Origin of the sequence: Actinoplanes sp. NPDC049265, assembly GCF_043197135.1 — a bacterium.
GTDB lineage: Bacteria > Actinomycetota > Actinomycetes > Mycobacteriales > Micromonosporaceae > Actinoplanes.
Window position 1 is genome coordinate 157,537 of record NZ_JBICSP010000010.1, and the last position, 12,642, is coordinate 170,178.

At 68.7% G+C, this 12,642-nt stretch carries 11 protein-coding genes and 2 tRNA genes; 10 read left to right on the plus strand and 3 right to left on the minus strand.

The window, feature by feature from the left end; translation table 11 throughout:
* Positions 1–110 precede the first annotated feature (110 nt).
* The 5 genes from gyrA (at position 111) to ACGFIO_RS23980 (ending at position 3,917) form a co-directional block, all read left to right on the plus strand.
* Positions 111–2,627: a DNA gyrase subunit A gene (gene gyrA / locus ACGFIO_RS23960; RefSeq protein ID WP_392828757.1), complete on the plus strand. Its 2,517-nt coding sequence runs from the start codon at positions 111–113 to the stop codon at positions 2,625–2,627.
* Positions 2,628–2,630: 3 nt separating this feature from the next.
* On the plus strand, positions 2,631–3,494 hold the full coding sequence (locus ACGFIO_RS23965; protein ID WP_392828759.1) for a DUF3566 domain-containing protein: 864 nt from the start codon (positions 2,631–2,633) through the stop codon (positions 3,492–3,494).
* Between the two features lie 89 nt (positions 3,495–3,583).
* Positions 3,584–3,660: transfer RNA gene (locus ACGFIO_RS23970), tRNA-Ile, on the plus strand.
* 29 nt (positions 3,661–3,689) lie between these two features.
* Positions 3,690–3,818 carry a DLW-39 family protein gene (locus ACGFIO_RS23975; RefSeq protein ID WP_392828761.1) on the plus strand — a complete coding sequence of 43 codons (129 nt, stop codon included), beginning with the start codon at positions 3,690–3,692 and terminating at the stop codon, positions 3,816–3,818.
* A gap of 26 nt (positions 3,819–3,844) precedes the next feature.
* Positions 3,845–3,917: transfer RNA gene (locus ACGFIO_RS23980), tRNA-Ala, on the plus strand.
* Positions 3,918–4,548: 631 nt separating this feature from the next.
* Here ACGFIO_RS23980 and ACGFIO_RS23985 read toward each other — a convergent pair.
* From ACGFIO_RS23985 to ACGFIO_RS23995, 3 genes are all read right to left on the minus strand, one after another.
* Positions 4,549–5,409: an aminoglycoside phosphotransferase family protein gene (locus ACGFIO_RS23985; RefSeq protein WP_392828763.1), complete on the minus strand. Its 861-nt coding sequence runs from the start codon at positions 5,407–5,409 to the stop codon at positions 4,549–4,551.
* Complete coding sequence (locus ACGFIO_RS23990) at positions 5,397–5,918, minus strand: alpha/beta hydrolase (RefSeq protein ID WP_392828765.1); 522 nt, start codon at positions 5,916–5,918, stop codon at positions 5,397–5,399. The genes ACGFIO_RS23985 and ACGFIO_RS23990 overlap by 13 nt, the downstream gene beginning before the upstream one ends.
* 180 nt (positions 5,919–6,098) lie before the next feature.
* Positions 6,099–7,121 (minus strand): aldo/keto reductase, encoded by a 1,023-nt coding sequence (locus ACGFIO_RS23995; protein ID WP_392828767.1) that lies wholly within the window; start codon positions 7,119–7,121, stop codon positions 6,099–6,101.
* 83 nt (positions 7,122–7,204) lie between these two features.
* Here ACGFIO_RS23995 and ACGFIO_RS24000 point away from each other — a divergent pair, with 83 nt between their 5' ends.
* The 5 genes from ACGFIO_RS24000 (at position 7,205) to ACGFIO_RS24020 (ending at position 12,618) form a co-directional block, all read left to right on the plus strand.
* Complete coding sequence (locus ACGFIO_RS24000; protein WP_392828769.1) at positions 7,205–7,795, plus strand: TetR/AcrR family transcriptional regulator; 591 nt, start codon at positions 7,205–7,207, stop codon at positions 7,793–7,795.
* Between the two features lie 89 nt (positions 7,796–7,884).
* Positions 7,885–8,313, plus strand: a complete 429-nt coding sequence (locus ACGFIO_RS24005; RefSeq protein ID WP_392828771.1) for a SufE family protein — start codon at positions 7,885–7,887, stop codon at positions 8,311–8,313.
* Between the two features lie 2 nt (positions 8,314–8,315).
* Positions 8,316–8,951, plus strand: a complete 636-nt coding sequence (locus ACGFIO_RS24010; protein WP_392828773.1) for a DsbA family protein — start codon at positions 8,316–8,318, stop codon at positions 8,949–8,951.
* A 240-nt stretch (positions 8,952–9,191) separates the two neighbouring features.
* Positions 9,192–11,486 (plus strand): IPT/TIG domain-containing protein, encoded by a 2,295-nt coding sequence (locus ACGFIO_RS24015; RefSeq protein ID WP_392828775.1) that lies wholly within the window; start codon positions 9,192–9,194, stop codon positions 11,484–11,486.
* Between the two features lie 391 nt (positions 11,487–11,877).
* Positions 11,878–12,618 (plus strand): hypothetical protein, encoded by a 741-nt coding sequence (locus tag ACGFIO_RS24020; protein ID WP_392828777.1) that lies wholly within the window; start codon positions 11,878–11,880, stop codon positions 12,616–12,618.
* The last annotated feature ends 24 nt before the right edge of the window (positions 12,619–12,642 follow it).

Sequence of the window (12,642 nt, forward strand, 5' to 3'; positions counted from 1 at the left end):
CCGCTCACCCAGGGTTATGCACAGCTTTGGCGCCAATCCACAGTGTTATCCACAGCGATATGCGCACTCCAGGCCCTAATGTCTGGTTTTACCTTCAGTAAGGGTTAACAGTGACAGACACTCCCGAGACCCCGGACGCCGCCGACCAGCCGCAGGACGAGACCGGCGCCGGTGTGGCGCAGCGGGTCGAGCCGGTCGGCCTCGAGGTCGAGATGCAGCGGTCGTACCTCGACTACGCCATGAGCGTCATCGTGGGACGCGCTCTGCCCGACGTCCGCGACGGCCTCAAGCCGGTGCACCGCAAGATCCTGTACGCGATGTACGACGCCGGCTTCCGGCCCGACCGCGGGTACGTGAAGTGTGCGCGCGTGGTCGGCGACGTGATGGGCAACTACCACCCGCACGGCGACTCGTCGATCTACGACGCCCTGGTCCGGATGGGCCAGCCGTGGTCGCTGCGCTACCCGCTGATCGACGGCAACGGCAACTTCGGATCGCCGGGTAACGACCCGCCGGCGGCCATGCGGTACACCGAGTCGAAGCTCGCGCCTCTCGCCATGGAGATGCTGCGCGACATCGACGAGGACACCGTCGACATGCAGGACAACTACGACGGGCGTACCAAAGAGCCGACGATCCTGCCCGCCCGGTTCCCCAACCTGCTGGTCAACGGTTCCGAGGGCATCGCGGTGGGCATGGCCACCAAGATCCCGCCGCACAACCTGCGCGAGGTCGCCGGCGCGGTGCAGTGGTTCCTGGACAACCCGGAGGCCGACGAGGAGGCGACCCTCGAAGCGGCGCTGGAGTTCGTCAAGGGACCCGACTTCCCCACCCGGGGGCTGATCGTCGGGCAGCAGGCCATTCAGGACGCCTACCGCACCGGTAGGGGATCGATCCGGATGCGCGCGGTGGTCGAGGTCGAGGAGGACACCCGCGGGCGGCCCTGTCTCGTCGTGACCGAGCTGCCGTATCAGGTCAACCCGGACAATCTCGCCGAACGGGTGGCCGATCTCGTCAAGGAGGGCAAGCTCACCGGGATCGCCGACATCCGGGACGAGAGCTCCGGGCGTACGGGCATGAGGTTGATCCTGGTCCTCAAGCGCGACGCGATCGCCAAGGTCGTGCTGAACAACCTGTACAAGCACACCCAGCTGCAGGAGACCTTCGGCGCGAACATGCTCGCGCTGGTCGACGGCGTGCCGCGGACGCTCAACCTGGCCCAGTTCATCCGCTACTACGTCGAGCACCAGATCGAGGTCATCCGCCGGCGCACCGCGTTCCGCCTGCGTAAGGCCGAGGAGCGCGCGCACATCCTGCGTGGTCTGGTCAAGGCACTGGACGCGCTCGACGAGGTGATCGCCCTGATCCGGCGCTCGCCGACCGTCGAGGAGGCCCGGGGCGGCCTGATCGCGCTGCTCGACATCGACGAGATCCAGGCCACCGCGATCCTGGACATGCAGCTGCGCCGGCTGGCCGCCCTCGAGCGCCAGAAGATCATCGACGAGCTGGGCAAGATCGAGATCGAGATCGCCGACCTGAAGGACATCCTGGCCAAGCCCGAGCGGCAGCGGGCGATCGTCAAGGACGAGCTCGGGGAGATCGTCGCGAAGTACGGCGATGACCGGAAGACCCAAATTATCCCGTTCGATGGCGAAGTCTCGATGGAAGACCTCATCGCGCGCGAGGACGTTGTGGTGACCATCACACGTACCGGTTATGCAAAGCGGACCAAGGTCGACATGTACCGATCCCAGAGGCGTGGCGGCAAAGGTGTGAGCGGCGCCTCACTGCGGCAGGACGACATCGTCAGCCACTTCTTCGTGATCAGCACACACGCCTGGATCCTGTTCTTCACCAACAAGGGCCGGGTGTACAGGGCCAAGGCGTACGAGCTCCCCGAGGCCAACCGCGTCGCCAAGGGTCAACATGTCGCAAACCTGCTTGCGTTCCAGCCCGACGAGCACATCGCCCAGGTCATCCAGATCCCGAACTACCAGGTAGAGCCCTACCTTGTGCTCGCCACTAAGAATGGCTTGGTGAAGAAGACCCGGCTCGAGGAATTTGACTCCAACCGCAGCGGTGGCATCATCGCCATCAACCTGCGGGAGGATGACGAGTTGGTGGGCGCCGCACTGGCCGCACCGGAGAACGATCTGCTGCTCGTGTCGAAGAAGGCACAGGCGATCCGGTTCAACGCCTCGGACGAGGCGTTGCGGCCGATGGGGCGGGCGACCTCCGGTGTGATCGGCATGCGCTTCGGTGACAACGACGAACTCCTGGCCATGGAAGTGGTTCGCGACGGTCTGGACGTTTTGGTCGCGACCAATGGCGGGTATGCGAAGCGGACGCCGATCGAGGAGTATCCGGTGCAGGGCCGGGGCGGCAAGGGCGTACTGACCGCCAAGATCACGGAGCGTCGTGGTGGTCTGGTCGGTGCGCTCGTGATCGACCCGGAAGATGAGCTGTTTGCCATCACCAGCAATGGTGGTGTCATCCGGACTCCCGTGAAGCCTGTACGGCGTACGCGGGATCGGAACACAATGGGGGTCAAGCTGATGGACCTCCCAGAAGGTGTAACCATCGTGGCGCTTGCTCGTAATGCCGACGAGCCTGACGAACAGGACTAGTTGATGACGGAGACAACGGCGAAGTCGGGGGGCTCGGGGACCTCGACGTCACCGGCTGACCAGACGCCCGGCAAGAGCGGCGCTGATCAGGCCGGACGCGAGGCCGCCGGGCGGGACGCCGCCGGCCGCGCGTCGGTGCCCGCCGAGGGTTCGTCGTCCGCGCCCAAGTTCACCCGGGCACCCGGCATGAGCCCGCCGCCCGGCGAACCAGCCGGCGGCGCGGCCAAGGACGACGCGAAGCGTCCCGGTGGCCCCAACGCGGCGAAGGGATCCGCGACTGTGCCGATCGTCACTAAGGGTGGTACCTCCGGCGGAGGTCAGCCCGGCGGACCGACCGGTCGGGCCGGTGTCGTGCCCCAGTCGGCCCCGCCCCGCCCCGGCAGCGCCGCCCCCGCCGGCGGCAAACCGGCCGCGCAGGGTGCCGCCGCCGTCGGCGCCGCCCGAGTCACCGAGACGGTCCGTGCGGCCCGCCAGACGGTCGCCTCGGCGGCCGCCCGCGGACCCCGCCGGGCCCGGCTGAACCTCAAGCGCATCGACCCCTGGTCGGTCATGAAGTTCTCCTTCGCCGTCTCCGTCGTGCTGTTCATCGTCATCGTCGTCGCCACGTCGGTGCTCTACCTCGCCCTCGACGCGATGGGCGTCTGGGGCACCGTCAACTCCAGCCTCGGCGACCTGGTCAACGCCAGCGGCGGCACCGCCAACAGCGGCTTCCGGGTCACCGCCTGGGGCGTCATCGGCACCTCGATGCTCGTCGCGGCGGTCAACGTGGTCCTCTTCACCGCCCTGGCCACGCTCGGCGCCTTCATCTACAACGTCTGCGCCGACCTGGTCGGCGGCGTCGAGCTCACCCTGGCCGAACGCGACTGACCGCAACGCACCTGACCTCGGGGGCAGCTCCCAAGCTGCCCCCGATTTTGGGTGGCGGAGGGCGGTAAGCTAATGTTCGTTCTCGTTGCGGGGCTATAGCTCAGTCGGTTAGAGCGCAGAGCTGATAACTCTGAGGTCGATGGTTCGATTCCATCTAGCCCCACCATCACAGTCACCGACCACAAGGAGACAGTCATGCTGAAGAAGCTCCTGATCGTCGCCGGAGTGGTCGGCGTCGCGGCACTCGTCTTCAAGCGCGTCAAGGCGTCCAACGACGAGCGTGCCCTGTGGCACGAGGCCACCACCGCTCCCGACCTGCGCTGAGTCGCCTCGGCCGGGCCGGCTGACCCGGGGCCCTAGCTCAACTGGCAGAGCACCGCCTTTGCAAGGCGGGGGTTAGGGGTTCAAGTCCCCTGGGCTCCACGAGTCTCGGGGCGGAGTCTGCCCGCGGGACGCTCGGGCCTGGGCCGAGACTCGATTCTGCTCCGGGGGCCGAGCCCCCGGAAGCCCCGCGATGTAGTGGTTGCGCTGGGGTGGATTGGTTGCGCTGGGCTTGCGATGGCTGCGCTGCTTGCAGCGGTTGCGCTGGGGTTGCAACGGTTGCGCTGGGCTTGGAGTGGTTGCGCTGGGGTTGCAGTGGTTGCGCTGCTTGCAACGGCTGCACTGGGGTTGCAGCGGTTGCGCTGGGCTTGCAATGGCTGCGCTGCTTGCAATGGCTGTGCTGGGCTTGCAGTGGTTGCGCTGCTTGCAACGGCTGCGCTGGGGTTGCAGTGGTTGCGGACCGTGGGCTGGGGCTCTGCGCGTGGGGAGGAGACTTCTCGAAGGCAGCTCCGTCGAAGTTGCGCTTGGTCGCCGCCGTCGAGGCCGCCCATTCCGGACTGCTCTGGTCCGACAAGTACGCGCTGGGCGGGTTGCGGCTCGCCGGGTGGGTGCGCGCGTGGGTGGCGTCGGCCCAGTCGCAGACTGCGGAGGGCGCGTATTGCGGATGCTTTCTGATTCGACGCGATGACCTCGGTGGCCGCCGGTTTCAACGGCACCCTCGTTCGCCTGGTGGCTACGCGTCCACAGTGGTGCTCAGGGCTTTGGCTACTGGCCATTGGGATTCGATTGTGCAGCGGGCTAAGAGCCATTGGCGTACGCGCAAGGGGTCTAGGTCGAGCAGGGTGGCCATCCGGGTGGCGAAAGCGGCCGGGGCGGTGGCCAGGCGGTCGGGGAAGTTCAGCATGTGCTGGATCGGGTCGTAGGCGGGGTCACCGATGTAGGGCTTCGGGTCTACGACCAGCCACGGCTCGCGCTCGGCGGACAGTACGTTGTCCGGGTGCAGGTCGGTGCAGAGCAGCACACTGGTGGTGGCCGAGGTGGGCAAGGTCTTCCACAGGTCGAGGCCCAGCCGCATGAGACCTTGATCGGGGGGTACGGGTGACCGCTCGGCAAACCCGGCTGCCCAGGCCTCGCACATGCCGGCCAGCGGACGGAACGGGGCCCCGGGCGGCGGAGCTGTCCACAGGCGCTTGAGGATTCGGGCGATCACCTCGTCGCGTTCGGGCGGTGGCAGTGCCGCCGCCAGGGTTGTGCCGGGGCGGCACTCCTCGAGGAGCATCGCCGTCGTCTGCTCGTACACCTCGCTCTGGAGAACCTCGACCACCCCGCGCCCGGACCAGAACCGCAGGCCGGCCGCCTCGTCGCGGGCCTCGTAGTGCCGCCACGCCACCTTGAGCACCGCGCGCGAACCGTCGGCGCCGGTGACCGGCGCCACCCAGGCCGCCGACCCACCGGGCCGGTACGGCGCGCCCAGCCTCAGCGACCAGCGTTCGGCCAGCTCAGTCACCGTTTCGGGGAGTGCCGCCAGCCACTCTCGCTCTGGTTCCCCGTAGTCCGCCAGCCGGCGCAGATTGTCGGGAATCACGATGGCCATGCGATCGCCTCCAGGAAATCCTCGACCGCGTCCACAACGCGGGCCAACACCGCCACCGTGTCACGGACCGGTCCCGGCATCGCCATCGCGTGATCGGCGCCCTCGACCTCGAGCACGTGCGGGGTCAGCCGGTGGGCCAAAGCCCCGTCCCAGCTTGGATCGGCCGTGCCGCCCACCAGCAGGAACGGCGCGGGGGCACCGGCCAGCGCCGGCAACCCGCCGTGCGCGGTCAGCAGCGGTGTCAGCCAGACGGCCGGCAGGGCCCGCTCCGCGCACAGTCCCGCCGCCAGCGTCCCGAGCGACTTCGCGATCACCAACGGCCGGCGCCCCTCGATCAGCGGAACCACCTCGCCCCGCACGAACTCCTCCGGCGCGTTCCGGTCGGGGGTGCGGGACCAGGTGTGACGATGCAGCGTGCCGCCGCGGCGTTCGGCGACCTCGGCGGCGAACCAGGGCAGCGGCGAATACGGCCCGTACAAGGCTCCGGGCAGAATCAGGACATCCGGCATGCCGGCAACCGTAGGCGCTCGCGCGACCGATTTCTGGCCCGGCCGCGGCCCGGCTGGTCAGGCGGCGCAGGTTCGGGTTTCGCCCGGGCGCGGCTTGGCTGGTCAGGCGGCGCAGCTTTCGCGGGGGTGTGGCTTGGCTGGTCAGGCGGCGCAGCTTTCGCGGGGCTGTGGCTCGGCTGGTCAGGCGGCGCCGCGCTCGTTGGCTGGGCGGCGGCGGAGCTTCGGGTCGAGCAGGGCGGGGGGTAGGTAGGCCTGGTCGAGGCGGGTGACGTCGGTGCCGGGCGGGACGATCGCGTCGATCCGGTCGAGGATGTCGTCGGAAAGCGTGACGCCGACGCCCTTGAGCAGGTCGTCGAGCTGGTCGACGGTGCGGGCGCCGAGCAGGGCGCTGGTCACGGCCGGGTGCGCGATGGCGAAGGCCATGGCCAGGTGGGTCAGTGGCAGGCCGGCCTCGTCGGCGAGCGGGACGAGCTGCTCGACGACCTCGATCCGGCGCTCGTCGTTGAGGTGTTTGAACATGCGTGCCCGCTTGAGGTCGTTCGCGCCGTCTCTGCGTACGCGACCGGTCAGCATCCCCTGCCCGAGCGGTCCCCAGACCAGCGTGCCCATCCCGTAGCGCTGGACGGCCGGCAGCACCTCACTCTCGATGCCACGGTTGAGGATCGAGTACGCGGGCTGCTCGGTGCGGAACCGGGCCAGCCCGCGCCGCTCGGCCACCCACTGCGCCTCGACGATGTCCCCGGCGGGGGTGTTGGACGACCCGATGGCCCGTACCTTGCCCATGCGGATCAGGTCGGTCAGCGCGGACAGCGTCTCCTCGATGTCGGTCTCCGGGTCGAGGCGGTGCACCTGGTAGAGGTCGATGTGATCGGTACGCAGCCGGCGCAACGAGTTCTCGACCGCGGTCATGATCCAGCGGCGGGACGTGCCCTGATGGTTGGGATCGGTGCCGGTCGGGCGGCTGAACTTGGTGGCGAGCACGACATCGTCCCGCCGCCCGTGCAGCGCCCGGCCGACGATCTCCTCCGAGTCGCCGTATGCGTCGGAGGTGTCGATGAGGTTGATCCCGGCGTCCAATGCCTTGTGGATGACCCGGATCGAGTCGTCGGGGTCGGGGTTGCCGACCTGCGTGGCGAACATCAGCGCGCCGAGTGCGTAGGGGCTGACCTTGATCCCGGTGCGGCCCAGGGTGCGGTACTGCATGAGCCTCTCCTCACGTACGCTTAAGTGGAATCTCTTTCCGGAACTATACGGAAAGCTTTTCCGGATAAGCAAGAGGAGGCGATGTGCCCGAGGACACGAGCGCGCCGGCGCCGCGCCAGAAGCGCTTCGACGCCCGTCGCAACGTCGAGTCCCTGCTGGAGGCGGCCAAGACAGTCTTCGGCACGTCCGGCGTCGACGCACCGGCGAAAGAGATCACCGATCTGGCCGGCGTTGGCGTCGGCACCCTCTATCGGCACTTCCCGCAGCGAGCCGACCTGATCAAGGCCGTCATCGAGCGTGAGATCGACGCTTGCGCCGAGGCCGCCCCCGCCCTGGCCGCCGAGCACGGGCCGCGCGTCGCCCTGGCGAAATGGCTGGATCGCCTGGCCGCCTTCGTCGCCACGAAACGCGGGTTCGCCACCGCCCTGCATTCCGGCGATCCGGCGTTCGACGGCCTGTCCACCTACCTGATGGAAAAGCTCGGTCCGGCCCTCGGAGGACTGCTCGACACCGCCGCCGCGGCCGGCGCGATCCGCGGCGACGTCAGCCCCCAGGACCTGCTCTACGCGGTGGCCAAACTGTGCGCTCCGCTGCCGGACGAAGACCCCGGCTACGGCCGTCGCATGGTGGCCGTCCTGGTCGCCGGTCTGACCTGTGAGAGCCTTCGCGAGTGATCGAAACGCGTGTGCTCGCCGAAGAGGATTGGAAGGTCTGGCGGGAACTGCGGATCACCGAGGCTGCACGGCCGCAGTAGGGTCGAGTCGTGCCCGACATGCCGCCGAAGCTGGCCGAGATCGTCGACGAGTTCACCTCCGCACCGCGTGAGGTGGTGCTCGAGATGCTGCTCGAGTTCTCCGACGCGGTCCCGCCGCTGCCCGGCGACCTGGCCGGGCACGAGGGCATGGAGCAGGTGCCGGAATGCCAGACGGCGTTCTTCCTGAAAGCTTCGGTACGCCCGGACAAGACCGTGGCGACCTGGTTCGACTGCCCGCCCGAGGCGCCGACGACCCGCGCGTTCGCCGGCATCCTGTCCGAGGGACTGGAGGGCGCCACCATCGACGAGATCCTGGCCGTGCCCGACGACCTCTACGCGCGGATGGGTCTCGGGCAGGCGATCAGCCCGCTGCGGATCCGTGGCGGGGCGGCGATTCTGGCCAGGTTGAAGCGACAGGTGCGCGACCAAGCGGGGTGAACATGGACATTCAGGTGTGGGCCGACGTGATCTGCCCGTGGTGTTACATCGGCAAGCGGCGGCTGGAGGAGGCGCTGCGCGGCGACTCGACGACCACCGTCACGTATCGCGCCTACCAGCTCGACCCGTCGCCCGTGCCGCAGCCGATGCCGCTGCTTCAGGCGCTGACGCCCAAGTTCGGCGGGCCCGACCAGGTCGCGCAGGCGTGGGCGCACGTGCGGTCGTTCGCCGCCTCCGACGGCCTGGAGCTGAACTTCGAGCGGGCCGTCGCGGCGAACACCTTCGACGCGCACCGGCTGATCGCCTGGGCGGCCGAGCAGGGCCGGCAGGCCGCGATGCTCGACGCGCTGCAGGTCGCGCACTTCACCGACGGCGTCGACGTCGGATCGCACCCGGCGCTGGCCCGCGTCGCCGGCACGATCGGGTTGGACGAGCCGGCCGCGCTGGCCTATCTCGCCTCGTCGGACGGCGTCAACGCGGTCCGGGCCGACATCATGGCCGCGCGCGACTTCGGCATTACGAGCGTGCCGACGTTCGTCATCGACCATAAATACGCCATCCAGGGCGCCCAAGAAACGTCCGCGCTGCGAGATGCCTTCGCCGAGATTCGTCGCCGGGAATCGGTCGACGCCGGCTAACCCGGTTTCACGTGGAACGGCCACTTGAGGCGGCTCACATCGAACGCCGCTGTCAGGACTGAACGAGGGTTGCCGCTCGGAAGCGGATCGCGATATCTCGCTCGACGATATCGCAACTCTACGAAATCAGATGGTTACTTCTGGTTAGGCTTCCGCGAGATGGCTCGTGCCGGTGTCACCGAGTTTCGAGCCCACCCAATCCAGAGACGTGGTCCTAGGGACCCGTAGGAGGACCCTCGCATGCGTAAGTCCATATCACGCTCGAAAGCCCGGTGGGCGGCGGCCGCCGGGTTGACGACCGGAGCGGTCGGTGCCGCTCTGCTCGTGGCTCCGACGGCGGCGTTCGCCGCTGTCACGGTGACCCCACCGGTGGTGGCGGTCGGCGACTCCATCACCGTCGTCGACACCGATGCAACCTTCTCCAACGGCAGCAACACCACCGCATCCCGGGTGGAGATTCTGACGGCACCCGGAACCGTGAGCCCGATCTGTAACGCTGCGTTCCAGGTCGCCACGACCACCATCCTGGCCACGGACCAGACCGCCACCACCTCGAGCCTCGCGGGCAAGAGCGTCACGTTCAAGGTCCCGGCCGGTGCGGCTCCGGGGACCAACGGCGTGGCCAAGCGGTACGTCGCCTGCGTCTACAACGCCACCGGTGGCACGGCCCGGGAAGGCAAGGCGGACGGCTACCCCTTCTACGTGGGTACGCCGCCGACGCTCAACCCGGCCAGCGGCCTGACCGGCGGCGGGAACACCGTCGCGGTCACGGCGACGACCAGCATCTTCACCGGCGTCACGTCGCTCGGCGCCCAGTTCATGACCGACCAGTGCCCGACCACCTACGGCACTCCGGCCGCCGGAATGGCCGGCACCGCCACGAGGGGTGGAGACACCACCGCGACCGTCACGGTGCCGACCGGCGTGGTGAACAACACCCCGGCCCTGACCAGGTACAACCTCTGTCTGTACAGCGGCGCCACCGCCACTTCGACGCTCATCACCGGCGCCTCGTACTCCGTCGGTCAGCTGGTGCTGAGCCAGCAGACCGGTCCGTGGCAGGGTGGCAACTCGCTCGACGTCACGTCGCCGAACCCCTTCCTCGCGGGTCTCGACACGCCCGGCGTCAACCTCACGAGCGGGGCCTGTCCCGCCAAGTACGAGTCGAGCGACACCCTCGGCACCAGCCTGGTCGCCGACGTCCGCAAGGTCACCAACAGTCGTCTGGCCTTCACCGTGCCCGCGCTGCGGGCCACGGCCCCGGCGGCGCCGCCGGCCGTGCAGCCGGTGTGGAACGTCTGCGTCTACAACGGCACCGTCGACAACTCGTCCGACCTGGTCGCGAACAGCCCGTACACGGTCAGCACGCTGCATACCGCCACGGATGTCTCGCCGAAGGCCGGGCCGGCTCTGGGTAACGCCAAGATCCTCGTCAGCGGTACTGCCTTCCCGACGGACGGTACGCTCACCGCGACTCTGGGTGGTGCGCCGCTGACCGGCATCAAGGTCCTCAGCCCCACGGCGTTCGAGGCGATCACGCCCGCGCACGCCCCGGCGAACAACGTGGCCCTCACGGTCACGACCGCCGCCGGCACCTACATCCTGGCCACCGCGTACTCCTACACGGCCGCACTGATCGTCGACCCGAACACCGCGCCGAACACGCGCATCGTGAACGTGATCATCAAGGGCGTCGGCTTCCAGAGCGCGAGCTTCAACGCCGCGGGCGCCACTCCCACCCTGCTGGGCTCGCACTTCTATCTCGTCGAGGGCGCCTACGCCAGCAACGAGGGCGTTGCCGCCAGCGGCACGCGGGCGAACCCGCCGGTTGCCGAGTGCCGGAACGTGCTGGTCCTGAAGGACACCGAGGCGATCTGCACGCTCAACCTGACCCGTCGGCTGAACGCCGCGGGCACCGACTACCTCACCCCGGTCGCTCCGGGCACGGGCATCGGTAACCCGGCCGCGACCACGGTCGGCACCACGGTCAACAGCCGGATCATCCGGACCACGGCCGACCTCTTCACCCGGGAGCACGAGGGCCTGACCATCTACGAGGCCACACCGACCAACTTCGCTCCGGGCACCACGATCACCGACGTCATCGGCCCGAGGATGGCAGTGATCTCCACACCGGCCACGGCCACCAACACCGCGATCTCGCTGGCGCTGCTGCCGCCGACCGCGCGGACGGTCACCGTGACCACGGCCAACGCGACCACGGCGCTGACCGCGCCGGCGACGGACACCTTCATCTCCTCCGATGACGACCGCTACATCGTCGGCGCCAACATCACTCTCGGCACGACGATCGACTCGGTCACCGACGGCGACACCGCCACGCTGAGCGCGGTCTCCGGAGCATCGCCGGGCACCGCCACCGCCAACCTGCTGTCGATGAACATGCCCGTTCCCGAGGGCGTCTACAACATGACCTTCGTCAGCAACGGCACGCTCAACGCGTCCAGCACCGACCCGAACTACGTGCAGAGCACCGTTTCCAGCACGGCGACGTTCACCGTTTCGTCCTTCTGACAGGTACGTAACGAGCACTGCCCGACAGCGGCCCGGAGCACATGCTCCGGGCCGCTGCCTGCTGTCCGGCCCCGCACTGGATTCCGACGGCCACGGGTGCTGGGGCATGAAAAAGGGCTGCCGTCTGACGAAGACGACAGCCCGATCACCGATCAGGTGACCTCGCCACCTCAGCGTAGGGCGTTCTGCCCCGCTCGTCCGGAGAACCGCACCCGGTCATCCCCCCGGGGACCGTCAGCGGCAATGGCGGCGTTTCGTCCTGATACCGGGGAAGTTTTGGAAGCATGGGGGTCAGAGCGCCTCGCATTCGGCTGATCCATCAGACACGCCCAGGTCCGACCGCTGAGACCTCGCGCGGCCGAACCCTATCGAGACCCGCAAAGGACTCTCCATGCACAACACCGACCATGACGCCAGCACGACGACCCCAGCAGCGGACCGGATGTCTCGGCGGCGCAAGCGGAGTCTGGCCGTCGCCGGCCTGGCGGTCGTGCTGGGCGGCGGGGCGATTGCCGCGACTCAATGGACCGGCAATGACGATCCGGCCGTACCGGTCGAATTGGCCGCGCCGGCCACCGCCGCCTCCGACTCGACCGACGGCCCGGTCGACGCGACGGCCTCGCCCTCGCCGAGCGAGGGCTCGGCACCGGCGCACACCCCCGCTTCGCCGTCCTCGAAGTCGCCCGAACCGTCCCCCTCGTTGCCCAAGGACGCGGCCCAACGGATCGCCGAGGCGCGCGCCGCCGCGGCCAAGGAGGGCGTGCCGGTGAAGCCGGCCATCCCGGCGCCCACCTCCCCGGAACTGCCCGACGAAGCGATCACGGTGCGGGACTCCGGCTCTCTGCAGAAGGACAAGGCAACCATGCGCCTGGTCTCCGCGCGCGGTGACCTGACCGGGCAGCGGGAGCTCGCCATGGTCGCCGACGACGGCGAGAAGTTCGGAAACAGCCGGTGTTCGCAGACCATCAGCGTCGTCAACGAGGCGAAGCCGCAGCGGAAGCCGACCCTGCTGATCTGCTGGCGCACCAGTGCGAAGAAGAGCGTCTACACGGTGGCGGTGGACCTCGACGGCGACCCTTCCGAGCAGAAGAGTGTGGCCGCCATTGACACCGAGTGGAAGCGGCTGGGCTGAGAGCCGCTCCCGTGAACCGAGCAG